Source organism: Lunatimonas salinarum (assembly GCF_017811155.1).
Taxonomy (GTDB): Bacteria; Bacteroidota; Bacteroidia; order Cytophagales; family Cyclobacteriaceae; genus Lunatimonas; species Lunatimonas salinarum.
On the sequence record NZ_JACVCV010000017.1, the window covers coordinates 34,502 to 59,991 of the forward strand.

Annotated in this window: 16 protein-coding genes; 11 read left to right on the plus strand and 5 right to left on the minus strand. The window is 45.4% G+C overall.

Annotated elements, in window-relative coordinates; translation table 11 throughout:
- Positions 1-213: 213 nt before the first annotated feature.
- Positions 214-1,707 carry a hypothetical protein gene (locus tag IAQ59_RS17845; protein WP_209332209.1) on the plus strand — a complete coding sequence of 498 codons (1,494 nt, stop codon included), beginning with the start codon at positions 214-216 and terminating at the stop codon, positions 1,705-1,707.
- A gap of 2 nt (positions 1,708-1,709) precedes the next feature.
- Here IAQ59_RS17845 and IAQ59_RS17850 read toward each other — a convergent pair whose 3' ends face one another.
- The 3 genes from IAQ59_RS17850 to IAQ59_RS17860 all read right to left on the minus strand — a co-directional run bounded on the left by IAQ59_RS17850 (position 1,710) and on the right by IAQ59_RS17860 (position 6,750).
- Positions 1,710-3,722, minus strand: a complete 2,013-nt coding sequence (locus IAQ59_RS17850) for an alpha-L-fucosidase (RefSeq protein WP_209332210.1) — start codon at positions 3,720-3,722, stop codon at positions 1,710-1,712.
- A 47-nt stretch (positions 3,723-3,769) separates the two neighbouring features.
- Entirely contained in the window at positions 3,770-5,698 is a 1,929-nt protein-coding gene (locus IAQ59_RS17855) for a DUF4838 domain-containing protein (RefSeq protein ID WP_209332211.1), read from the minus strand.
- A gap of 185 nt (positions 5,699-5,883) precedes the next feature.
- Positions 5,884-6,750 (minus strand): AraC family transcriptional regulator, encoded by an 867-nt coding sequence (locus IAQ59_RS17860; RefSeq protein ID WP_209332212.1) that lies wholly within the window; start codon positions 6,748-6,750, stop codon positions 5,884-5,886.
- Between the two features lie 387 nt (positions 6,751-7,137).
- Between IAQ59_RS17860 and IAQ59_RS17865 the strand changes: the two genes are divergently transcribed.
- The 10 genes from IAQ59_RS17865 to IAQ59_RS17910 all read left to right on the plus strand — a co-directional run bounded on the left by IAQ59_RS17865 (position 7,138) and on the right by IAQ59_RS17910 (position 22,254).
- Positions 7,138-9,459, plus strand: coding sequence for a beta-N-acetylhexosaminidase (locus tag IAQ59_RS17865; RefSeq protein WP_209332213.1), 2,322 nt, complete (start codon positions 7,138-7,140; stop codon positions 9,457-9,459).
- 62 nt (positions 9,460-9,521) lie between these two features.
- The gene (locus tag IAQ59_RS17870) at positions 9,522-11,135 is read left to right on the plus strand and encodes a sodium:solute symporter family transporter (protein ID WP_209332214.1); all 1,614 of its coding nucleotides are present in this window, start codon (positions 9,522-9,524) and stop codon (positions 11,133-11,135) included.
- Between the two features lie 5 nt (positions 11,136-11,140).
- Positions 11,141-11,587: an L-rhamnose mutarotase gene (locus IAQ59_RS17875; protein WP_209332215.1), complete on the plus strand. Its 447-nt coding sequence runs from the start codon at positions 11,141-11,143 to the stop codon at positions 11,585-11,587.
- A gap of 42 nt (positions 11,588-11,629) precedes the next feature.
- Positions 11,630-12,682, plus strand: coding sequence for a Gfo/Idh/MocA family protein (locus IAQ59_RS17880; protein WP_209332216.1), 1,053 nt, complete (start codon positions 11,630-11,632; stop codon positions 12,680-12,682).
- 27 nt (positions 12,683-12,709) lie between these two features.
- A complete protein-coding gene (locus IAQ59_RS17885) occupies positions 12,710-13,447 on the plus strand; it encodes a (Fe-S)-binding protein (protein ID WP_209332217.1) in 738 nt (245 codons plus the stop codon).
- The gene (locus tag IAQ59_RS17890) at positions 13,441-14,799 is read left to right on the plus strand and encodes a lactate utilization protein B (protein WP_209332218.1); all 1,359 of its coding nucleotides are present in this window, start codon (positions 13,441-13,443) and stop codon (positions 14,797-14,799) included. The genes IAQ59_RS17885 and IAQ59_RS17890 overlap by 7 nt, the downstream gene beginning before the upstream one ends.
- Positions 14,800-15,384, plus strand: a complete 585-nt coding sequence (locus IAQ59_RS17895) for a LutC/YkgG family protein (RefSeq protein ID WP_209332219.1) — start codon at positions 14,800-14,802, stop codon at positions 15,382-15,384.
- A gap of 356 nt (positions 15,385-15,740) precedes the next feature.
- The gene (locus IAQ59_RS17900; RefSeq protein ID WP_209332220.1) at positions 15,741-18,998 is read left to right on the plus strand and encodes a SusC/RagA family TonB-linked outer membrane protein; all 3,258 of its coding nucleotides are present in this window, start codon (positions 15,741-15,743) and stop codon (positions 18,996-18,998) included.
- Between the two features lie 17 nt (positions 18,999-19,015).
- Positions 19,016-20,674 (plus strand): RagB/SusD family nutrient uptake outer membrane protein, encoded by a 1,659-nt coding sequence (locus tag IAQ59_RS17905; RefSeq protein ID WP_209332221.1) that lies wholly within the window; start codon positions 19,016-19,018, stop codon positions 20,672-20,674.
- Positions 20,675-20,889: 215 nt separating this feature from the next.
- A complete protein-coding gene (locus tag IAQ59_RS17910) occupies positions 20,890-22,254 on the plus strand; it encodes a M20/M25/M40 family metallo-hydrolase (RefSeq protein WP_209332222.1) in 1,365 nt (454 codons plus the stop codon).
- Positions 22,255-22,332: 78 nt separating this feature from the next.
- Here IAQ59_RS17910 and IAQ59_RS17915 read toward each other — a convergent pair whose 3' ends face one another.
- Together IAQ59_RS17915 and rfbA are read right to left on the minus strand one after the other, a co-directional pair.
- A complete protein-coding gene (locus IAQ59_RS17915; protein WP_209332223.1) occupies positions 22,333-24,366 on the minus strand; it encodes an LruC domain-containing protein in 2,034 nt (677 codons plus the stop codon).
- A 146-nt stretch (positions 24,367-24,512) separates the two neighbouring features.
- On the minus strand, positions 24,513-25,379 hold the full coding sequence (rfbA, locus tag IAQ59_RS17920) for a glucose-1-phosphate thymidylyltransferase RfbA (RefSeq protein WP_209332224.1): 867 nt from the start codon (positions 25,377-25,379) through the stop codon (positions 24,513-24,515).
- Positions 25,380-25,490 lie beyond the last annotated feature (111 nt).

Sequence of the window (25,490 nt, forward strand, 5' to 3'; positions counted from 1 at the left end):
CGACGACTGCAAGCATAGTGTCAAAGGCATTCAGTGATTGAAGCAAACCACAATTCCCTGGCTGAAAAATTTCTGCTCCGTCTATGGATTAAGATACCTGCCGCAGAAAATGCAAAAATTATTTTACTCATTGGCAGAAATCAATTTTTATTGAAGGATAGATTTTTTTGATTCCGCTCACGACTACCTAATTTTCAACAAATTAAGTATGCCGTGAAAAACTGCTCCTACATTTTGCTTTTTGTTGGGCTTGCGATTTGTCCCCTGTCCTGCCACGAAAAATACGATTTGCCCAAATACAATGGTGGAATAGTATTGGTATCCGCAAAAGACGTGCTATGTGACGGCCAAACCAGCCAATTCACCGTTTATGCCTATGACGACATCATCTCTAGTGAAATCCAAGGAATCACTCCCCTTTCCTCGTCCGATTTTTCGTTCACGATTAACCCGGCAAACTTAGGTAGAATCGATGACGGTGGAACTTACTACGCGCCGGCTGACATCACCATGAATCAAGAAATCTCGGTAACGGCTACGTTAAAAACTGATTCAAGGACCTCTCGTACGAAAAAAATAGCGCTCAAGTATTTCAACACAGCCATCAAAGGCTCAAAAAGGGTATTTGAGCTGCCTGATCATTTCTATTATAATTACTCCCTACTTGGAAACGATGAGTTGATCTGTTGGAGCACTCCCAAACTTGGCGAGGCGCCCAAATTTGAAATAACGAAGCTGGCATCAGACGGCTCCGTGGATTGGGTAAAAAACCTGGGGTTTGGTATGATCGAATATGTTGTAACGGAAGGCTCCGAATTGATCTGTATAGGCTCCCTACAGGATCAGGGCGAAATAAACAGCATTATCCTAACGATGGATAACGCCGGAAACCTCTTAAAAAAGGCAAAGCTTAGCCATGCTGAAACTAGGTTAAGCACCCATTATTCCCAAATAAATAAGCAATTTGCCTTTGTCACGATTACAGATCAACCAAATATATCCGGACTAGTGTCCTTCGACCTAAATGGCCTTGTGTTGAAGCAAATAAAAGTACCACTTAGCATCCGATCTGCTATCCCTCATGCTTCCGGCGGCTTTTGGATTACTTTTGACGAAGAAGAGACCAACAATCCTTTTCTTGGGTTTGTAGACGCTGATGGCAAGCTGGATTGGCAATTAAGCCTTGAGGAATCATATATCCCTCCGCTGATACGGGAAACTCCGGACGGAAGATTGGCAGTGGCCTACACCTACGCAGCTAATGAGAAGGTGAAGTGGCTCTATTCCATCGTTGATAGAAATGGCGTTGCGGCGCCCCACCAAAAGGTAGTGGCCGAAAATTTTCTGATAGGACCATTTGGTGATCACACGGACAAATTCCACCGACTTAATCCTCACCTTTCTGATCTGATAGTGACACCATCGGGAACCCCACTTTTGTTAGGTGCTGCAGACTATGAAAAACTTGGATTTTTCGTAGCGGCAACTCCCACAAAAAAATGGAGCTATTGGTTCCAAAAAACGACACCGGTTGGGCTCAGCCACACCTACGCAAGATCTATTTTTCCAAACAGTCAGGGATTTCTCTTGGTCGGCGAAACCGGAGAAATGATAACCCAGCTTCAATTGTCAGGGGATCTGGAGATTCCCCCCTGCCTATTTGAGCCTTGGTTTTTTCAGAAACACCCCCTCTACGGTGACTGGTGAGTTTAATAAACTACTTCAACGATTCCATATACATCGATACCAGGGGCCTGAATCACCAAGGTATTGTCCTCATAATTAAACGGCAAGGTTTGATTGTCGGGGCGTAGGGTTACTTGCTTTGGCTTCTGAGCCACATTTAGAGTTACCTGTAATGGTGGCGTGGGTCGAAGTTCATTGTAGGCAAGCACACTTTTATTGAAATGTTCACCGTCCGAATTGATGAGATGTATGAGGGTAGCTTCGTCCTTTTTCCCCAAAACTACGTGGACTTTCTCAGAGCCTTCCACTTTAAGCGTAGGGTTGGACACCAGTCGCTCCATTACATCGTTGATCAGGTTGTTGAATACCGGGTTGCGATAGGTAGCGTACGGAGTGGACATATCCATGTAGATCCCAGCGATTTTGCCTTTTCCATATGCATTGATGGTAGCAACCGGATAATCGGATGGAAATCGATAGTCCCTTTGTTGATATATATGGCCAATGGTCTCTGTCCCGGATCTAGGAGCAACTGGTTGCCATTGAGTCCTTAAACCAGCGATGCCGCCTAACTCTCTGTCTCCAATATTAAACTGGGCAGTGGAATCTGCACCGATAAAATCTACCTGCAATTCATTCCTAAATGCCCTAACCGCCTTTGCTCCGATCACAAATAAATTCCCTCCATTCTCCACATGATTTAACAACCTTCCTTTGATCTCTTCGTCAAAACTGCTCCATTCCGGTATGACGATGGTGTGATATTGCTCCAACCGCTCCTCCATGTGGTGATCCATCAGTATTTCAATGGAATGCTGCCCATCCATAAAGGCACTTGTCAGGCCTTCCATATTGGAAGACCACCCATAAACTCCATCATAACTTTGTTTCCAGCCTTCCAAGGAATACCATAGGCCTATTTGCGGAATCGTTTCGCTATGCTGACTGAAAGGCTGCCTCGCTCTGCAAAAGCTGGCGAGATCAGCAAGAGCCTCCACATCCAAGGTCTGAAAGGAAGCATCCCTATTCTGCTGGAAATATACCTGGAAACCACCGCCCATTGCCATAACCTCAGAAGCTTCCTGTTTCAATTGAACCAAGGATTTGGGACTATGAATGCCTCCCATAAAATCGATGGCTACAAAGCCCCAAGCCATGAGATCCCAAGGTTTGCCCTGCAATGCCAAGCATCGGGCCTGAAAAGCTGCACTGTACATGCCATTTTGCCCCGACACATCTCCGGAGAGAAAATCCACGCCAACATCCACTCGCTCAGGCATCATGGAGGAATAGGCCCAATTACTGGCGACCTGAAAATCAGGATCGTGGTCATGCAACGCCGTCACGTAGTTGTTTACGTATTTTCTATAGGCAGACCGATTATAATCCAACCATTTTTTGTAGTGCTCCTCTTCCGGTGATTTGGGAACTGCCTTCAAACCGGTTTCTTTTAAAAATCCCTTGACCAGTTCAGGTGAGTAGTCGGGCCCCGTAGACCAACAATCCCCATCAATCCAGACACCGTCTATACTGTATTCATCTATCATTTCCTTGATTTGAGGAATCAAGAACTTATTTGAGTAATCGCTGAAATAGGCCGCATAGGTTTTGTCCTTCGTACCATCTGCATGAATCCGGCCCCAATCCGGGTTTTGTGCAATCGCCTTATCATCCCATAATCCAGAATAATGCACATACAGAGGCAGATTGTGCTTATCGGTGACTTCTCTCCAGATTTTAAGGGGATCATTTACAAAACTGTTGGTTGAATAGCCTACATTAGTGGGATAGCTGGAGTATCCTGGATGACCTTTACTGTCCACTTGGATGTAATCCGGTCTCGTGCGTTCGAGGAATTCATCCAATAAGCCCGTATCAAAAAATTTTCCAAGATCCTTATCCTTTTCGGTCGCATGAAAATCAAAATGAAACCCAAAGAAACTCTGTGATCTTCTTAGCTTTTCCTGGGCATTGGCGCTGAATGAAACATTTATTACCAAAAATAGCAAGGCCAAGCGTGTTCTAATAGTTATCATATGTAGGTTTATTTTACTTTTATATTACACTCAAACAATCGGAAAAACTAACTGCCGGCAACTTTTTGGAGATAATCAGCTCTTCCTTTTTTCATATACTCCCAAACACCTGCCACCCAAGTATCTAAACGAACCTGTTCAACGGGGGACAGAGCGGCGTTTTTGGCCTCCTGAATGCACTTCTCAAGCTCCTGCATCACTATTTCCGTTCCGAGATACTGCCAAGCCAGTTCTTCATCCTGATGAAAATGGTTCTCCCCCTTGACCCGATCCGGATATCGGGAGTAATCGTTGTATACCTGTTCCACTTTGTCGTGGAATCTTCTCATTGGCTCTCCGGCTGCTCCAAAGTACCTATTAAAAAATTCATCTAAAGCAATATCCAAGTCCAAATCGGGGTCGTCATAATGCTTCATGGCCAAATAAAAATCCAATTGCTCGCCGGTGCCACAGAGGAAAATACCCCGAATACCATCCTTATGGTACATGTCTATTAACTCGTGTTGAATCTGAGCACTAAATCCGGGAAAAACATTCCAAGGCCCACCTCCGTCATAACTCCCAATGCCCAAAGCACCTCTCTCGGTAGGAAAAGTACTATAATTCCATAAATAAACGGGCGCCTTGGCATTGTCCACCCAGTCCCGGTACCATTCCATTTCATGTCTTTTGAGTTCGGGAGACATAAAATTTCTATTGTGAAGGCAAGGGGAAACGGAAATATTTGGTTCTAGCACTACCTGATCCGGATAGTAACTATTATCATGATAGGCCAGGGTAGCAATTTTCTTTTCAGGATGGGTTTCCTGTAACCCTTTGGCCACCTGATTGATCATTCCAAAGATGTAATTACTGGCTTTTCCCGAGCTAAAATGATTCCCTGTAAACTTTTCGAAGTCCCTCGAAAGTACGGCTTGGCATTGGTCACAAAGGCACCACTGATTGTTGTCCAAAGGCAGAATGGCAAAATAATCCCCTATCGCAATTTGCAGGCCTTTGCTTCCGTCGCCGTCAAAATAATCGCGCGCATCTTCAATCAACTGATCGACCAAGGATTCATTGGTATAACAAAGCTGCCGGGAATGAGGACCACCACTGCGATTTTTAGCAAAAATCTCCTCCTGTAGTCCTTCGAATAGTTCACTCTCAGGAATCAGAAATCGATCTTGGAAACTTGACAACGTATGGTTTGCCCCCCACTTTTCGCCTCCTCTGCGCATTCTTCGATAGAACAAAGCGAGGGCATCCTTACTCGGGTATCCATACTGCGCCAAAATCATGGGGCCGTCCACTTCAGTACTATACCGGTATTTCATTTGAGGCTCTCTGCGCATGCTTTCAGGTTTCACGGACAAATTCGCCGATTTGTCGTACACTACGTTAAAATCTGACGGACCGTACCAACGGATACCTAGTGCCGTTTCCAAAAAATCGTAGGTAGCATAAAGGCTTCCCTGAGGGTCGTAAAAGCCGGGTAACTCAATCTGCAAAGGCCCCTCACTGCCGGCATTAATCGCCATGTGATAGTCAATGAGATCTCTGGTATCCTTCAGGGAAATCGCGAGGATATCCACCCCATTCTCTGCCCGATTCTCTGGAGTGGGAAGCCAATCCCGACCATATAATAGCAAATTTTCCTCATCAAACAGGATTAAATACTCTTGTTCGCCAAAATCTCCGTCATGTATCCCTTTTTGATCGGAATATTCGGTTTTGCCAATATGGATTTTGAATCCCTTCACCTGATCAACTTCCGATGTGATCGGTAAACGCGCACCCGAGATCCGTTCTACATGATGCTGCAGTTCCAACGCCGCCAAATGGACGGCTGGAGTCGGATTGGCAGATACAATGATGGTGGCTGAGGGCTTCCCAGCAACAACCAGCCTAAAATCTTCGTTGTGATCGCTTTGTTTAGCACAGGCACCAACAAGAAAAACGATAAAAATACCCCAAAATCCGACAGTCATTTGCATAACTAGTATGTTAAGCATGCAAGATAGGATGAGCAGTACTAGGATTCTAATCAGCTAATTTCAAAATATGATACTATTTTTGCAATTCAGCTTTGATTTTATAAAAACCAGGTATTTTTTACCAAATAGAAGGATGGTTTTTTAATCATGACAACCCAAATTGACACTCTTCCATACTCATTTTGCTACTTAAGCGAGTGCAACTTTAAATATTCAGATGGCGTACTTTTCTTTAAGGATTTAAAGACTCGGTTAAAATTTGATATATTGTTGAATCCCGATTCAAAGCATACTTGGGAGATATTATAATGATCTTCAATCAGCAACTTACAGGCGTATCCTACCCTGATTTCATTGACGAATTGGGTAAAGGATTTTTTGTGGCAATGGGAAAAATACCTACTAAAAGAGGAGGAATTCATATTGGCAATCGCAGCGACCGTATCCAACCTTATCTCTTGCTTAAAATTACTGATCACAAAGTCATATACAGGCCCCATCCGATTTTTTGACATCTGAGAAAACGAATTCACAAACCCCGGACTTGACAGCAGGCTGTGTTCTTCAACAATACTCAACCTTGCCAAAATATCCATCAAAAACAACACCTTTTGGTGACCGGATGACTTTATCATTTCCTTTGCAGATTGAATTATCCCCTCATTGGCCGCGCCGCGGAATGCAATGCCACAATCTGCCTTCGTAATCAGCGTAAGGATTTTTGCCAATTCGGGAATAAAGCCTAATCCGGAAACAAACTTCTCTCCGAAATGTATGACTATGGCTTCTGCAGTCAAGGCGGAACCCTCTTCAAAATAGGCATTGTTATTAAGCCATAGGTGAGGTAGATTCTGTCCCAACAAGACAATATCCCCAGGCATAAATTTATCCACACTATCTCCTACAAATCTGGTCCCCTTGCTGGTAAGTATTATATCCAACTCATATTCAGGATGATAATGCCATATCTTTAAAAAGTTCCGTGACGAATAGTGTTGGATAGTTACGGATTGGTTTCCGTTGATGTATCTACCAATTAATTGTGCTTTCATTGCCCCTATTGAATTTGGTTAGAAAAATGAACCTGTTAAAGTAACAAACTATACACTATTTAGCAAATTACCCAAAATTAGGCAGGACGAATGCAAAAAAAATACAGCTTTTTGAAAATAATCTAGTAGATCTCCAGACAGCAATCGCCTAATTTTGATGTTAAGATTTGAGAAAAGGCGCTCTTCAACACCCAAATTTACCGTGCAATTAAGGAATTTGGGTAAGCGAAAGTCTACCTTCAACGCTCAAAAAGGGAACGTAATCCAATCAATTACCTTAACATGAAATCGAGCATTACGTACCCGTCACACAGTGGGATGCCCCGATAGCTATCGGGGAAACCATGCGAGATTCCATCTGACCGCTAAAAAACAAATTATAAACAGATGAATAAAAAAAATACTCTCTTCGTTGGTTTCCTGTTTTTGATTTCGTTGGCTTCCTGTTCGGAGAGAGAGATCGCCGTTGGTGAGGTAGCCATTATCCCTAAGCCACAAAAAGTGGAATTGGGTGACGGCTTTTTCGAAATCGATAAGAACACTCGGATTGCTGTTGGAAATGAGAAACAAGAGGCCATTGCAGATCATTTTTTCAGTGAATTTGAAAAAGTGGCGAACTGGAAGCCCCGGATTACCTACGCAGAAACGGGAGATGTGGTATTCGTGACCGATAGCTCTTTAAAACCAGAGGGGTATAAACTTAAGGTAACCAAAGAGCAAATCCGGATAAATGCCGCTACTGCAGCCGGCTTCTTTTACGCCCTTCAAAGCTTAAGGCAACTCCTGCCCACTGCGTTTTACCTCGAAGAAAAACAAACCAACGTCCGCTGGGGAATACCAGCAGTGGATATTGTTGACGAACCGCGCTTTGAATGGAGGGGATATATGCTTGATGTGTCAAGGCACTTCTTTGAAAAAGAACAAGTGCTCAATGTGTTGGATTTCATGGCCGAGTCCAAGCTGAACAGGTTTCATTGGCACCTTACCGACGACCAAGGATGGCGGGTGGAAATCAAATCCTATCCCAAATTAACGGAAGTAGGCGCCTGGAGAGTTGATCATAATGTGACTGATGAAACTATCTCTAACTGGTTTGGAAGGCCAAAACAACAACCAGGCGAAGAAGCTACCTATGGTGGATTCTATACCCAAGAAGACATCAAAGAAATAGTCGCCTATGCGAAGGAACGCTACATTGAAGTGCTTCCCGAGATCGATATGCCGGGACATTCCCAGGCGATCGTAGCCTCCTATCCGGAACTGGGCTGTGTAGACAGCGAACAGTACGTAGCCACCGGAGGGGTGGTCAAAAACAATACACTTAATCCCGGAAAAGAAGAAACCTACCTCTTTGCGGAGAAAATGCTCAACGAGGTCATGGAGTTGTTCCCATTTGAATACATCCACATAGGAGGCGACGAATGTAACAAAGATCAGTGGAGAATAGACCCACATGCACAACGGGCCATCAAGGAAAATGGACTGAAAGATGAGCATGAACTCCAGAGCTATTTCATCAGACGCCTAGAGCAAATCATAAATCGTGCGGGCCGTAAAATGGTTGGCTGGGATGAGATATTAGAAGGAGGCCTGGCCCCAAATGCCACCGTCATGAGCTGGAGGGGTGAAGCTGGAGGCATTCAATCGGTGAAAATGGGCCATGAGGTGATCATGACACCTAATTCCTTTTGTTATTTAGATTTAAAACAAGGGCATCCGGATCTGGAACCCAATTTGGGATATTCAGAACTGCTACTCTCAACGGCATACAGCAACCCGGTAGTACCCCAAGGCTTGTCCGAAGAAGAGTCAAAACTAGTGAAAGGTGTACAGGGCAATATGTGGACAGAATCCATCAGCGACTGGGGGAAGTTGACCTACATGACCTTTCCAAGGCTCTATGCAGTCGCCGAAACGGCCTGGACCCAACCTTCCAACAAAGACTGGGGGGACTTTTCCGAACGTCTCTTCACGCAGTTCAAAAGGCTAGACGCTCAAAATATCCGTTATGCCAAAAGTGCCATCAGTCCGTGGATAGATCATCAGGCTACAGATGGAAAAATTGAAATCGCCCTTAAAACCGAAGTAGAAGATCTAGATATCAGGTACACCTTGGATGGCACCGATCCAAGTAACAAATCGACCAAGTATAATGGGAAATTTTCCATCCAGGAAAGTGCAGAAGTCCGGGCGCAGGCCTTTAGAGGGGATAGGCCCTTGGGTAATCTCTCAATTATATATTTCCCAATTCATCAGGCAGCGAACCAAAAAACCCAGGTAATTGCGGGAACGAAAATTAGAGAGACTCCAAAATTGACCGACTTGAACTATGCAAAATTGGCACAAGAAGATCCAAATTGGCAGGCGATTGCCAACGACTCTGCGATACTCATTGAATTCGGAATACCCACAGATGTAACCGAGATTTCATTTGATGCATTACGTTATACCATTTCAGGTATTTACCCCCCAGCCGAGGTGGAAGTATGGGGTTCGCTAGATGGTAAGGAATATACACCATTGGGAAAAATGGAAAACCCCCTGGCTACTGTTCAGGGAAGGAACAAAATTCCTTACGCAATTTCTTTGCAAGCCTCGAGCGTAAAATTTCTAAAGATCTCCATCAAATCCGTGTCTCCCATTCCTGCTTCACACCATTTGGCAGGACAAACCAGTTACATGGCTATTGATGAAATACGGGTTCAGTGACCACTTGCCGTAATTGCAAATTGCCTATAAACCTAAAACGAAATGGAAAAACCGTGTAACCTATGACCAGTATAAGTACCATCGATATTTCGATCATAGCGGTCTATTTGATAGCTATACTCGTTATTGGAGTTTGGGTATCCCGAAGTAATAATAACGGGGCTGATGGTTATTTTCTGGCGGGTCGCACCCTAAAGTGGCCGGTCATCGGGGCGGCGTTATTTGCTTCAAACATCTCTACCGTCCATTTGGTCGGTCTAGCCGCCTCTGGCTTTCGGGATGGATTGGTTTGGGGAAATTTTGAACTGCTCGCTATTGTGACCTTAATCATGTTGAGCTTGATTTTTGCGCCCTTCTATTTCAAAAACAAAATAGCCACGCTTCCGGAATTTCTGGAGAAAAGGTACAACGCAACCGTTCGGAGTTTCATGGCCGTGCTGGCGTTGTTGGGTGCTTTGTTTATGCATATTGGGGTCAGTTTGTATGCTGGTGCCGTGGTTTTCGAGCACTTTTTTGGATTGAATGTATATGCCTCTATCCTGACCATTTCTCTCATCACTACCATCTACACCGTAGTGGGAGGGTTGCAGTCCGTGGTTATCACAGAGACCATCCAAACCGTCATTCTAATTGCAGGAGCTATTACCCTCAGCTTATTCGGGGTATGGGCGCTGCCTGCACACGGCATTACTAGCTGGAGCGAACTGGTAAATGCCGCCAAACCAGAGCAATTGAACCTTATCCCTACCAAATCGAATCCCTCTGGACTAACTTGGCAGGCATTATTTTTGGGATATCCGGTGATTGGAATATGGTACTGGTGCGCCGATCAAACTATCGTGCAGCGTGTACTTGGGGCAGAAAGCCTTCAAGATGCTAAAATTGGACCGCTATTCGCTGCCTTTATCAAAGTCCTCCCGATCTTTCTGTTTATATTACCTGGAGTATTGGGATATGTACTGTTCCGCGACGTCATCACCGATCCCAACGATACTTTTCCGGTACTGATAACCCATCTGCTGCCGGTTGGGCTGAAAGGGTTAATGGCCGCGGCACTCTTGGCAGCACTCATGAGTACCATTGCCGCAGCACTGAATAGTGCAGGAACGCTGGTTTCCATTGATATTGCCAAGGTGAATCATCCTGATATCTCCGAAAGCAAACAAATCCTTATCGGAAGGGTCACCGCGGTGATTGTCATGGTCATTGCGATTTCCTGGTCACCACTCATTGCACGATTCAACAGTATATTTGAAGCCATAAATGTTTTGTTGACTGTTATTTCCCCACCCATAACCACCGTATTCATTTGGGGGATATTTTGGAGACGAGGTAACCACCAAGGTGCCTTGGCCACCTTTGCAGGAGGCTTTCTCCTGGGTCTTTTTGCCTTCTTGGTTGATTTTCCGGTTTTTGGAGACGCAAAAATGATCACAGAAGGCATGGGCATATCTTTTATGATGCAAGCATGGTGGTTATTTGTAGCCTGTTCAGTGATTTACTTCGCTGTCAGCCTAGCTACTCCGGCCCCAGATTATCCAAACATCAGCAACTATACCCTAGAAAGTCCCTTCGCTATCCTAAAAAAGGAGCCACTGGAAAAGCGGAACACCCCGATCCTACTTACCATAGTACTTATGCTATTATTGATATTGATATACACAACAATTGGATAAATCACATGAACGTAACGAAAACGATACAATTTGCAGCAGCGTGCTACTCAATGATTTTCTTACTTGCTTGTGCGCCAGATGAACCGAAATCCATTTCAGAGGAACCACGATCAGCAGATACGTTGACATTCAAACGATATGGATCTGTGATTAAAGTAAAACCGGAAAAATTAGCCGAATACAAAGAACTGCATGCAGATCCTTGGCCGGGCGTCCTTGCACAAATTACAAAAAGCAACATCCGCAATTATTCCATCTACTACAAAGATGGGTACCTCTTTAGCTATTTCGAATACACAGGCAATGATTTCGAAGCAGATATGGCCGAGATGGCCCAAGACTCCGTGACACAGGCCTGGTGGAAACTGACGGATCCCTGCCAAGAACCCCTTTCTACCCGCACTGACGGCGAATGGTGGGCCAGTATGGAGGAAGTGTTCCACCACGACTAAAAGACACGCATTTCTACAATCTTAAAAAACGATGTAACGAAAATGGATTTCAATCAAGCTCCGGTACTCCCAAAGAACAAAAAGCCCATTGTAATCATAGGCGCTGGCGGAATTGTGGCAGATGCCCATCTCCCGGCGTATCGCAAAGCGGGATTTGAGGTTTTGGGTATTTATGACAGGCTTCCCGAAAAAGCGGGAAAGTTGGCAACCCAGTATAATATACCGAATGTGTGCACTTCATTGGACGACTTGCTTCGTTTGGGTCTAGAAAACCAATGCGTCTATGATATTGCGCTTCCTGCATCTACTATCATTAACGTACTTGAAAAACTACCTCACGGATCCGGCGTGCTGATTCAGAAACCTATGGGGGAAACCATAGGCGAGGCACAGGAAATTTTACAGCTATGCCGAAAAAATGGGTTGATAGCCGGAATCAATTTTCAGTTGCGCCATGCGCCGTACATCCTGATGGCCAAGCAGCTCATAGACCAAGGGACTATAGGTGATTTGCACGATATTGATGTGCGGGTAAATACCCTGACTCCTTGGCACCTATGGGATTTTCTGTTTGACATTCCCCGAATGGAAATCCTCTACAACAGCATCCACTACATAGACATGATCAGGTATTTTTTGGGCAACCCAAATAGGGTGATGGCAAAGACTACGAAACACCCAAACATGCCTCGGTTGGCCAATACCAGGTCTTCCATCATATTGGACTACGGAGAATACATCAGAGCAAACATCAATACCAATCATGGCCATGACTTCGGAACCAAGCACCAGGAATCCTTTTTCAAATTTGAAGGTACCCGTGGTGCAATCAAGATCACCGCAGGGCTCAACTTAAACTATCCAAAGGGTTTGCCCGATGCCTTTGAGTACATTTCTCTTGACGACGATCAGGGCTGGCAATCCCATCCCTGTAAGGGTTCATGGTTTCCGGATGCCTTTATTGGCCCGATGACCGGGCTCATGTGCAAGCTGGAAGATTCGTCCTTCCAGTACATCAACTCAGTAGAAGATGCCATCCACACGATGGTTGTGGTAGAAAAATGCTATCTGTCCAGTGCTGGGAAACTTCCATAAAAAGTATCATCAATTAAAGCAACCCATTTGAAAGTAGCCCTTTTCATACCGTGTTATATGGACCAATTTTATCCTCAGGTAGCTGTAGCTACTTTGGAGCTTTTGGAAAAATTGGGTATCGACGTGTACTACCCTCCGGAGCAAACTTGCTGCGGTCAGCCCATGGCCAATACAGGGTTTGAGGAATACTCAAAAGACACCTATAAGTTGTTTTTAAAAAACTTCAAAGATTATGATTACGTGGTTTCTCCGTCCGGAAGCTGTGTTTACCATGTTCGAAATCATTTTGACATCATTCCTCAGGACTATCTGGCCAGGCAGGTTCGAAGCAAAACCTATGAGCTTTGCGATTTTATTTTCAACATACTCGGAAACCCGGAATTGGGGGCAATTTATCCCAAAAAGGTTGGGGTACATCACAGCTGCCATGGACTGAGGGGATTGAGATTAGGAACCTGCACGGAGTTGTCAGACATGCCCCGATCGATCGTAGAAGAAATACTACAAAAAGTAAAAGGGATAGAGCTCGCATCTACTACCAGAAGAGATGAATGCTGCGGCTTTGGGGGGACATTTGCAGTTTTGGAACAAGCCATTTCGGTCAAAATGGGAAAAGATAGGATAAACGATTTTTTAGATCACGATGTGGAAGTCATCACCAGTACCGATATGTCCTGCCTGATGCATTTAGAAGGCATTATAAGACGAAATAAGCTACCCATAGCAATCAAACACATTGCAGAAATCCTGAATAGCTCATGTTAGACCATGCAAAAGCCGCTGAGGCATTTAACCGTGATGAAGCCCATGTCAACTGGCACGACAAGGCCATTTGGCATCTACGCAAAAACAGGGATAAGGGCGTTCATCCGATTTCCCAATGGCAAGCACTAAGGGATACCGCATCAAACATCAAAATGGATGTGCTGAACCACTTGGACAAATATCTCACCCAATTTGAAAAAGCTGCCGAAGCCAACGGAATTCACGTACACTGGGCCGTTGATGCAAGCGAGCATAACTTGATTGTCAAAGAAATACTGGAAAGGCACCACGTCAAAAAACTTGTCAAAAGCAAATCCATGTTGACGGAAGAGTGCCATTTGAACCCTTACCTGGAGGAACACGGATTTGAAATAGTAGATACAGACCTAGGTGAACGTATTATCCAACTAGCCAAGGAAAGTCCAAGCCACATTACCGCTCCCGCGATCCATAAAAAGATGGAAGAGGTGGATGTACTTTTTCAACAGACCATGGGTACACCTCCTTCACACGGTAATCCGGAAATCTTAGTGAAAGCAGCGCGTGATGATCTAAGGAAGCGATTTATGCACGCAGGTGCTGCCATCACCGGGGTAAATTTCGCAATCGCAGAATCAGGTGGTTTTGTAGTCTGCACCAACGAAGGAAATGCGGATATGGGTGTGCACTTGGCCCCCCTGCACATAGCCTGTATGGGGATTGAAAAATTGATTCCGAAAAACGAACATTTAGGCGTCTTTTTACGGATATTGGCCAGAAGTGCCAATGGCCAATCCATCACTTCCTATTCCTCCCATTTTTTTAAACCTCGGGAAGGACAGGAAATGCACGTCGTGATCTTGGACAATGGACGAGCTGACCAGCTGAAAAGTGATGATTTTAGAAACTCCCTGAAGTGCATACGGTGCGGGGCATGCATGAATACCTGTCCGGTGTACCGCCGTAGTGGTGGACACAGCTATGGAAGCACGATTCCCGGACCGATTGGAGCCATTCTGGAACCCAATAAAGACATGGCCAAGTATTCGTCGCTACCCTTCGCTTCTACCCTATGCGGGTCCTGCACAGACGTCTGTCCTGTGAAAATAGACATCCATTCACAGCTCTATAAGTGGAGGCAGTTGATCATGAAAAACCACCCCGAAATGGTTAAAAAAATGGCTATGAAGTCAAATGGGTGGATTTTTAGAAATCCAACATTATACCGGTTCTTCGGCTCTGTAACCAGAAAAATCGCACGAATACTTCCGACGTCACTCATACATATCGTCACAAATGCCTGGAGTAGGCACCGAGAGTTGCCAGATATACCCCAACAGAGCTTTAAGGAATGGATAAAGAAATATAGATAAATGACTACTAGTAGGAAGACCATTTTGGATAAAGTTCGGAAGAACAAGCCAAACCTGAATGCCAACATTGACCTCTCCCCATTTCTCGAGGACAACAATCAGGACGTCGTTCAACGCTTTCGGACAGCCCTCGATGAAAATGGTGGAAAATCGATCATATTGGAAAACGAGGCGGAAATTGGTGAATTAATCAGTCGGGAAATCAATGGAAACCCCTTTGTCGATTGTGCTGGATTCGCCGATCTCAATGTAAATACAGTAGCTGGTGAATCGCCAAAAAATCTGGCCAAAATAAAAACTGCGATCGTTAGGGTTGAGCTGGGAGTAGCTGAGAATGGAGCAATATGGCTGGAAGACAAAAATATAAATGGCCTAAGGATACTCCCCTTCATCGTAGAAAACGGCATTTTTATTTTGCCAAAAGCGAAAATCGTACCCACCATGCATCATGCTTACCGCATGCTGAACCAGCTCCCAACAGGTTTTGGCACTTTTATAGCAGGCCCCTCCAAAACGGGAGACATTGAACAACATCTGGTAGTAGGGGCACACGGTCCCCTATCACATCTGGTAATTCTTATTTAGAATACCCCAACACCGAATCGCACCCCTCGAACTTTTATGCGTTCTTACATTCAAATTATTGGTGCTTCACTGCATTAAGGCCACTGATTATACCTCATTTTTTTCGAATAACGGAATGTATGCAAAAATCCTATCATAATCGGAAATCAAACTAGTAGATACACCGAGCAAAGACCTATAATTTAATACTCTCAATTCCAACAGGATGCGGCTCGCTATTCTGTAGCGTGATTTTCATCTACCCCCCAAGGTTCTAGCGCTTTCCTGCAGCTGTTAGTCCTTTGGGTAGAATGCCTGCTTTGGATAAAAACTGCTTTAAAACCATCAAAAAAAGAAATGAATCAAAAAACCAAGCCATGAATAGGAGAAAAACAATGATCCTAGGGAAAAAATCAGTTAAGCTGTTCCCTATCACAAGTCTAAGAACGAAGATGCTCGCTTTGATCATCCTCTTGGGTCTCACCAAGGCGACTGCCGAGACGTCAACCAACCTTCCACCTGACGAATTTCTGAGATATGAATTCGGAATTAACGGGGTTCCCGATTGGGAGTGGCAGGCAGTGTTACCTGTAACGGTCCGGGGTGAAATCGTAGATGAAAACGACATGCCTCTTCCGGGAGCAAGCATTGTAGAAAAGGGGACTTCCAATGGAACCCAAAGTGACGTAGATGGAAAATTTTCCATCAATGTCAGTGACCAGAACGCTACCCTGGTGGTCCACTATATAGGATTCGAGTCACAAGAGATTTATGTAGGGAACCGGAGCATCTTTAAGGTAGTAATGATGGAAAACACCGCGGGATTGGAGGAAGTAGTCGTGCTCGGGTATGGAAATAGGGACAAAAGCACCTTGGCAGGTGCTGTGAAACAAATATCCGGCGAAATACTGGAAGACCGCCCTATAACCAACCTGGCAAATGGCTTGCAGGGTGCCATAGCCGGTCTCACCATTACCAGGAATAGTGGGCAACCCGGTCAGGAAGGATATGGGCTCAATATTCGGGGACTAACCTCTATTAATGGTGGAAATTCTCCTTTAATACTCATAGACGGTGTCGAAGGAGATATCAACCAGATCAATCCCAATGACATTGCATCGATAAGTATCTTGAAAGATGCCGCCGCATCCATATACGGAGCGAGAGCCGCAGGAGGTGTTGTGCTGATCACCTCTAAATCCGGTAAAAATGCACAGGCGCTTAAAGTGACCTATTCCAATAATATGAGCATCAACACCCCCTCGAATCTGTTGGAGCGCCTTAGCGTAAAGGAGTGGGTAGAAATGGAGTGGGAAGCTAGCGTGAATGCGAATGCCAACGGTACATTTTTCTATCCTGAGATTGGTAATAACACTATTCAGGATGTTCACAATAAGATAGATGCGGGGGCCGCACCCGAATACCTGGCCGACAATGTCAACATTCTAAACTATCAAAATCCTAATTGGGATAATCTCATATTTGGACAAGGCCTCCAGCAACTGCACAATATCAGTATCGCCGGAGGGGGAGAATCTTCTAGGTACAATGCATCCTTCGGATATGTGGATACAAAGGGTATTTTCAAGAATGCCCACGACAATGCCCAACGGATCAACATGAGATTAAATTACGGATTTGACATCACCGATAGGTTCAAGGTAGACGCCATTATCAGCTATTCAAATTTAAAACGAAATTCTCCAGCCATCGGATCCGGCACGGTCTTGGATCAATTGAACAGAATCTACCTTTGGCTACCGGAGCGTACGGAATCCGGACAATACCTGACCCAATGGGGATTTCAAAATCCCAGGCAATTTTTAGACAAAGAGGTGGGACTTAGCAAATCGCTGGACGAAGAATTTCGCGTCAATATCACAGGCCAATACGAATTATTTGACAACTTCTACCTAAACGGTCAGGTTGCTACCAACCGGGCAACGGGGAATAGCAGCTCCTTTACCAACATCATCCCCTTATGGAATTACAATGATACTCCTGCAGGATTCGGAATCAATCGAAACAGTGCCGGAAGAGGTTTCTGGGAAAACGACTATTTAAACACCACCGGCTATATAACTTATTCCAAAATTTTTGGCAAGCACAACATTGACTTCATGGCAGGTAGCAGCCATGAACAAAGTGAGTTTGGCGGGTTTAATGCAAGCGTTTTTGATTTTAGCCAAACAGCTATCACGACATTGGGTCTTGGGGATCCGGATGAAGCGCGAGTTGGTGAAAACCGAAGCCATTGGGCTATCCGATCGCTTTTTGGGCGAGCTACCTATATATTTGATGGAAAGTATATAGCTGAATTTAACTACAGAAGAGACGGAACATCCGTATTTTCACCGGAGAAGAGATGGGGAGACTTTCTAGGTGCCGCCTTTGCCTGGCGCCTTTCAGAGGAAACCTTTATCAACAACCTGGGCATTTTCGACAACTTGAAATTACGCTTTAGCCGAGGAGTTACCGGTAACCAAAACCTAAATACGGGAAATTTATACGACTATATTCCGTTGGTTGATATTTACAATTTGAATTATCCATTCGGTGCAGGCACCTCGCTGGTGCAAGCTGCCTCGGAGCGGAGGCTTGTCTCATCACAGAGAACTTGGGAAAACCTTGAAACGACCAATTTTGGAATTGACTTTGCCCTGTTCAATTCGAAGCTTTCTGGACAGTTTGACCTGTTCACCAAGCGAAATAACGACATGCTACTTGGGGTAAACTTGCCTGCGGTCCTTGGGGGTAGTGCTCCTGCATTGAACATAGGTTCTTTGGAAACGAGGGGGTTTGAGCTCACCTTAAACTACACCAATACCACCCGATCTGGATTCACTTATGCCATAACCGGCATGCTAAGCGATGCGCAGAATACCCTGGTCGACTTAGATGGCAGGAATGCAGTAGGCCTTGGTCTAAACGGCATCCGCGAAGGATATCCATTGAATACTTACTTTGGTTATGTATACGACGGAGTAATGCAAAATGAGGAGGAACTGCAGGCCTACCGCCAACTTGAGGGTGTTCCTGCTGATTTGCAAGTGGGCGATGCAAGGTACAGAGACTTGAATGGCGACGGCATCATTTCTGTGCTGGATGCAAACGGTGATGATGCGGATATTATATCCTACGGTGACAATGCCCCAAGGTATTCTTATGGATTCAGAACGGACCTGTCGTTCAAAGGATTTGATTTCAGCGTGTTCTTACAGGGTGTTGCAGAAAGAACCATTTTCTATACCGATCAATGGAGGCTACCTTTTGAGCAGCCCTGGTGGCAACCCCTCCGTCGATTTTACAACAATACGTGGTCTCCCGAGCGACCGGACGCCAAGTATCCACGAGTAACCAAAGGTGGACAACGCTATTGGAACTTTCAAACCTCACAAAACACACGCATCAACGGCGCCTACATGCGGGTAAAAAACATTACTTTAGGATACACTATACCAAGCCTTGCTTCGGATAAAATCGGAGTAGACAGAATAAGATTGTTTTTCAGCGGGGAGGACTTATTCACCATAGATGCGTTAGATGGAGGCTATGACCCCGAAAACACCAACGGAAGCGCTAACTTTTATCCGTTTACCAAAAGATATTCACTCGGTCTAACAGTAGATTTCTAATTATATAAAAGAAACCAATGATGAAACGATATACACCAATAGTCGCATTTATTCTTCTTTTGGCAGGATGCACAAAGGATTTAGACCTGGTCCCGCTGGATACCATTTCAGATGGATCTTTTTGGAAGGTCACCAAGGACTTCGAAAATGCGGCCAACGCATTTTACCCAAGTCTCGCAGGACACGCCAACGGCCTCTTAGATCAGGATTCGGATATTGCCGTCGGCTACTCTCCTAACCCAATCAGCAATGGCAGTTGGATAGTACCCCAAGGCGATGGCAGCTGGAATGGAAGTTACCAAATGGTTCGGGCCACCTCCAGGTTGATCGAGAACCAAGAGATTGCATTGGATATTCAGGATGAGACCGCCCGCTATGCGGCTGAAGCCCGGTTTTTCCGTGCACGCGCCTATTTTAACCTAGTTTCCAGATTTGGAAATGTCCCACTCATCACCGGTGTCATAGACATTGATTCGGAAGAGTTAGATGCCCCTAGGTCACCCAGGTCCGAAGTGGTAAACTTTATCCTCTCAGACCTGGACTGGGCCATCGAAAACCTTCCGTTGGAAAGTCAGATTTCGGCCGGCGAAAAAGGCAGGGTAAGCAGAGGGGCTGCCCTGGCACTGAAATCCAGAGTAGCCCTATTTGAAGGGACATGGGCAAAATACCATAGCACCGGGGATCCAACCCCCTATTTATCAAGTGCGATTGAAGCCGCCGAAAATATTATCTCTTCAAATGAATACGAGCTGTATACTGCTGATGGACCGCTGGAGAGCTACTATAACCTTTTCTTAGAGGCCGGCGAAGACAGCCAGGAATCCATACTTGCCCGACGCTTTAATCAAAACCTAAACGTGTTCCACAATACAACTAGGTGGGTTTACTCGGGGATCAATTCCCCATCCAAACAACTGGTAGATCTGTATCTATGTACCGATGGACTACCTATCGAAATTTCACCGCTATTTGAAGGATATGGGCAAAAAGACGCTGAATTTCAAAACCGGGATCCAAGATTTTCCAATACGGTATTTATGCCGGGTTCAAGCTTCCATTGGATTGGAAGCGACCTGACGATCAATCCGCCCATCGGCTCCAGCAATGAAAACTACAGCACGGGGTACATGATGCGAAAATACCTGTCTACCAATCAAACCAGTCAATTGGGCCAGAGTTTTTACAATTTTATGGAATTTCGATACGCAGAAGTCCTTCTCAATCTGGCCGAAGCACTTTATGAACGGGATGGAAGCATCTCGGATGCCGATCTTAACAGAACCGTCAACCGTCTGAGAGACCGGGTAGGCATCTCCCACCTTACAAATGCACTGGTAAGTAGTCACAACTTGGACATGCTCGAAGAGATTCGAAGAGAAAGAACAGTCGAGTTGGCCTTTGAAGGGTTTAGATTAAACGATTTAAGGCGGTGGAAAGAGGCAGAAACGCACCTGCCGGTAGATTTGCTGGGGGTAAAATACTTGGGAACCGAGCAAGAATCCACTCCTCCAAATAATGCATTGACGCCGGGTGTTGATATCATGCTAAACGCAGCGGGGTTTCTAATTGCTGACCCCGGCAATCTACGTCAATGGAGCCAACGAAACTACTTGTTTCCGGTTCCGTTAGATCAGATACAGTTGAATCCAAACCTGGAACAAAATCCCGGTTGGTAGTCGAAAATCCAACAAAAGGCGGCATTGCAAACAGGGGGTTGGCCGTTAAAAAAACGCCAAGAGCTCCCAGCGTTGTGGTGTTGCCTTTAACACCCTTATTTGCCTGCTTCAGGTGAAAATCGGAATTATTTGACAAACCGTTCCTTTTTAGCTCCCAAAGGCATTACTTTTGGGTAATCACTAAGGTTTTGTTCCGCAACTAGCCGATATACACCATGAAAAAACCAATGCTTTTCTTAATGGTTCTTTTGCCCTTTTGGGCGCAATCGCAGGTACCCACCGTCACTCGAAGTACGGAAATCGCCGAGATGGTTGATCAGGTGAATGTTTCCAACCTAAAAAATTACATGGAAAGCCTCGTGAGCTTTGGCACCCGACATACACTCAGCGATGACCAGCCAAACCGCGGTATTGAGGCTGCCAGACAGTATACATTGGGATTATTTCGGCAGTTTGCAGAAAATTCCGACGGCAGGCTTTGCGCTGAAATTGACTATTACACAGAAAAGGCCGATGGCCGCAGGGTGGATAGGGATATCCGTACCGGTAACGTCATGGCCACTATAAAAGGCAGCGATCCGACCGACGACCGGGTCTTTCTGGTGAGCGCGCACATTGACACCCGCGTCTCGGATGTGATGAATAGAAACAGCGACTCTCCCGGTGCCAACGATGACGGGTCTGGGGTGGTGGCTGTATTGGAGATGGCGAGAATATTAAGCCAAAAGTCCTTTTCCGCCACCATCGTATTTGCCTTGGTATCGGGTGAGGAACAAGGCCTCCTAGGTGCGGATTACCTAGCCAAAAAAGCAAAGGCAGAAAATTGGAATCTGGTGGCTATGCTCAACAACGACATGATCGGCAACAGTGCCTCCAACGGAACCGAAATACGGGACAATACCCGGCTACGGGTATTTTCAGAAGGGATCCCCATGGTAGAAACTGAACAGATGGAAGCCATCCGAAAAGCGACAAATGGAGAAAATGACAGCAAATCCCGTCAGCTTGCCCGCTATATCAAAGACGTGGGGGAACGTTATGTCGATCAATTGGAGATAAAGCTCGTCTATCGAAATGATCGGTTTATGCGAGGCGGAGACCACACCCCCTTTTCCCGGCAGGGTTTTACCGCCATCCGCTTATGCGAATACAATGAAAACTACTACCAACAACACCAAGACCTTCGTACCGAAGGGGGAGCTAAGTACGGAGACGTAGCAACGCATATTGACTATGAATACCTGCGAAAAAATACCGCAGTCAATGTAGCCGTGCTGGCAAACCTGGCCTCGGCACCTTCCATACCACAGAACGTTTCCCTCGACCTAAGCCCAAAAGCGGTGGCAATAGAAAACATCAATCATACGCTCCTTAAATGGAACGCCCCGGAAAATGGCACAGCCACCGGCTATTATGTATTGATGCGGGAAACGAGCGCAGCGATGTGGGAAAAGAAATTTTACACCTCCGAGAGGTCTATTCGGCTTCCCTATTCCAAAGACAATTACTTCTTTGCCGTGCAGAGTGTAGGGGAAAGCGGCTGTGAAAGCCTCGCTGTATTTCCCCAACCCATCCGGTAATGCGTTAGGGCTGAAATGCAAAAAGGGCTTCCCCGCCTTGCGGAAAAGCCCTCTTACTTTAGGATTACTGGTTAAGGGCTAAAAAAGAGATCCTTTGTCAATTTGGTTACCAATATCTAGATACCAGTCGGCATGTTGCTGCCCCCCGGATTTCACCCAATCGCCGAAGCGCAAATACGCTTTTGTGAAATCCACCTTTTCGGAGGCATAGCCTATGCTATTGGGTACATGAAGGGCCCAGTTAAAGCCTCGCTTACTGACGAAAAAGCGGTTTAGACTTTGTTCAGACTCGTCATCACCCGAACCGAGCAGCGAAACGTCCATCAGATCCGTAGGCTTCTTGTTCATTAAGTGTACCTCTCTGGATCTATCCTGCTTGACAATCATAAACGGATTGTAAGGGGCCGAACCCAAGTCTGATTTTCGTACCCCCTCGTCAAAAACGATGGTGATACGAATGGTATCCAATGAATGGATTGGGTTTTCTGGGTATACATTGGACATGACCGGTAGATTTCGGTTCACATCATCGGCTACTATCACCGTGGTAAGACGCTGACCATCCTCTACTCCATTTTGAAGCGTTTTGACATACCCGGCCGTATGCCGATAGCCCTTTACCGATTCTACTCTATCGGCAGGTACGGGCAATTCTACGCCAAACCCATTGTTAAACGCTGCCCCGGTAGCCCGGATCACGGTCGTGAAATTAATTTCCTTGATGAGGTTTTGAGCATCGGACACTTCATTTACCTGATAATCTACCACTAGGTCATTTAAATCATAGTCCCCATAACTAGGCCAAAGGTCTTCGAAAAGCAAGGTTCCAAACGTAGCCTGCCCCGGTGAATAATTATTAAAAGCACGGGACGCGTCATCTGGATACTCGTCGGTTTCATCAGAAACCCCATCACCGTCCCTATCCTTGATATCCGCGTCAATTTTAGCATAATCCGATAAATCCACACTGGTGATCGGATTCCAAGAGGCATAGAATACCACATCATTGAAATCATGATCGCATCCACTTTCATCGCGCTTGATATCCTCCCAGCCCATCAACAACACTCGGTCTGTGGCATCGTACAAAAACACCATATGATCTCTCAATTGGGCTTCTTTCACCGAACTGTTCAAATCAGGATCGGCATATAGCGTCCAGCGTCCGGTGGTAATCGCGCTTCCTCTCCATCCATCGGCGATCAAAAACCAACCAATTTTGGTCCCTTTTTCGAAAGCTCCGTTCATCGGACCCCTAAGTTTTACCTTGTCCCCTGAGGTAAGTACACCTTGCTGTATATTCGGATAGATTACGGTTCGGTTCTTGATTTCTGCCGCTGTCTCGGGTTTTTCGCCATCTTTGTACCAATAATAACCGATCACATTCCGGTATCCTGCACCGGTATGCACGTAAGTAATCCATACCTCCGCGTCTTCATCTAGGTGCAATTCCCTGGAATATTTTTGATTTAGAAACTCTGGACTGTGTACCCTTACATCGGCTCTTTCTGGTAAGCTGGCATTGACATTTTTTAACAGTTGTACAGAAATTTTGTCGGGCGATTCCAGGTACTCTGGCTTTCCTTGTGCGCCCCAGGTGCCAAGTGTTCCCAGGTCATCCGCTGTTGCCACCCTAGCATTGACAGATTCATCCGTCTCATAAAACGATTCGGGAAGAATGCTTGGCTTTGCGGCATCAAACGAGTAGGAAACCTGCCGTCCGGTAGCCGGTACCACTGCAATTGGTTCTACGCCGATGTAATCACTCACAAGCCATAATTCGCTGATATGGCCTGGAATTTCGAGAGAAGTTAGGGCGGTTCCGTGCTCATTTAACCGAATCTGCTGCATTAGCTTCCCTTCCCGGTTGGGATTGCCGTCATAAATCCGGTATACAACTTGCGGAATGGCCAATCCATCGATTCCTTTAGCGGAAATAGTAAGATCTACTTGTTTCGTCGTTGCGAAGTCAAATCCACTTGGCACATTAAGGCCTAAGTAGCCGTCCCTGATTTCATTTGTCGGGGGATTGTCGATGGCCTCACGCATATCACAGGAACCTAGCACGGCCACCATGACGAGTAGCAGTAATATAAAGCTGTTTGATTTCATAATCGTAATGGAAAAGTTATCAGTGTTTACTGTTATGTAAAAGTACGCAAAAACCGCCCTGTAGATAAAATTAGTAGTTCAAATGCCCGCTTGAAAAGACTAAACCATGAATTCAATCGACAAAAACGAAGTTGGTCCGAAAAACCCTACAGGGTGCCTATTAGCCCCTTCAGATACGTGCCATAACCACTCTTACCAAGTCGCTCCGCCTGCTTTAACAGCTGTTCGTCGTTGATGTAGCCACTGCGATAAGCAATTTCCTCTATACAGCCAATTTTAAGGCCCTGTCGTTCCTCTATAACCTCAACAAATTGCCCGGCCTGCAGCAGCGACTGATGGGTACCTGTATCCAGCCAGGCCGTTCCCCTGTTCAAAATCCCAACATTTAGCTTTCCGCTTTTTAGATAAACGTTATTCACGTCGGTAATTTCCAACTCGCCTCTCACACTGGGTTTGATATTCTTGGCTATTTCAACCACACTGTTGTCGTAAAAATACAAGCCAGGAACTGCGTAGTTCGACTTTGGGTTATCGGGCTTCTCCTCTATACTGATCACCTTTTGATCCTTGTCAAACTCCACCACGCCATAGCGCTCGGGATCATTTACGTGGTAGGCAAATACCACACCGCCATCCGGATCGGTATGCTTGATCAACGTAGGCTGCAGGCCTGTTCCATAAAAAATGTTGTCCCCGAGAATCAATGCGACTTTGTCATCTCCGATGAACTCCTCACCAATGATAAACGCCTGTGCTAGCCCCTCTGGCTTTGGTTGTACCGCATAGGAAAACCGGCATCCAACTTGTGACCCATCACCGAGCAAACGTTGAAACGAACCGATGTCCTCCGGTGTAGAGATGATGAGGATGTCCTGAATAAATGACATCATTAATACCGAAAGCGGATAGTAGATCATCGGCTTATCATAGACCGGCATCAATTGCTTACTAACCGCGATAGTAAGCGGGTAAAGACGGGTGCCTGAGCCTCCCGCTAAAATAATTCCTTTCATTTGGCTGTTATATAGATTTAAAATAAAATCTTAAAATTATAAAAATTGTAAACAAAACAAGATAATTTCGCCTGAAAGTTAGCGATGAATTTATCAGAAAAGAAAGTTCTC

Excerpts from the sequence above, each read along its gene's own strand:
- IAQ59_RS17850 (WP_209332210.1), bottom strand. The coding sequence starts at position 3,722 with ATGATAACTATTAGAACACGCTTGGCCTTGCTATTTTTGGTAATAAAT.
- IAQ59_RS17900 (WP_209332220.1), top strand. The coding sequence starts at position 15,741 with ATGAATAGGAGAAAAACAATGATCCTAGGGAAAAAATCAGTTAAGCTG.
- IAQ59_RS17890 (WP_209332218.1), top strand. The coding sequence starts at position 13,441 with ATGTTAGACCATGCAAAAGCCGCTGAGGCATTTAACCGTGATGAAGCC.
- IAQ59_RS17875 (WP_209332215.1), top strand. The coding sequence starts at position 11,141 with ATGAACGTAACGAAAACGATACAATTTGCAGCAGCGTGCTACTCAATG.
- IAQ59_RS17865 (WP_209332213.1), top strand. The coding sequence starts at position 7,138 with ATGAATAAAAAAAATACTCTCTTCGTTGGTTTCCTGTTTTTGATTTCG.
- IAQ59_RS17860 (WP_209332212.1), bottom strand. The coding sequence starts at position 6,750 with ATGAAAGCACAATTAATTGGTAGATACATCAACGGAAACCAATCCGTA.
- IAQ59_RS17870 (WP_209332214.1), top strand. The coding sequence starts at position 9,522 with ATGACCAGTATAAGTACCATCGATATTTCGATCATAGCGGTCTATTTG.
- IAQ59_RS17905 (WP_209332221.1), top strand. The coding sequence starts at position 19,016 with ATGATGAAACGATATACACCAATAGTCGCATTTATTCTTCTTTTGGCA.
- IAQ59_RS17915 (WP_209332223.1), bottom strand. The coding sequence starts at position 24,366 with ATGAAATCAAACAGCTTTATATTACTGCTACTCGTCATGGTGGCCGTG.
- IAQ59_RS17895 (WP_209332219.1), top strand. The coding sequence starts at position 14,800 with ATGACTACTAGTAGGAAGACCATTTTGGATAAAGTTCGGAAGAACAAG.
- IAQ59_RS17855 (WP_209332211.1), bottom strand. The coding sequence starts at position 5,698 with ATGCAAATGACTGTCGGATTTTGGGGTATTTTTATCGTTTTTCTTGTT.
- IAQ59_RS17910 (WP_209332222.1), top strand. The coding sequence starts at position 20,890 with ATGAAAAAACCAATGCTTTTCTTAATGGTTCTTTTGCCCTTTTGGGCG.
- rfbA (WP_209332224.1), bottom strand. The coding sequence starts at position 25,379 with ATGAAAGGAATTATTTTAGCGGGAGGCTCAGGCACCCGTCTTTACCCG.
- IAQ59_RS17880 (WP_209332216.1), top strand. The coding sequence starts at position 11,630 with ATGGATTTCAATCAAGCTCCGGTACTCCCAAAGAACAAAAAGCCCATT.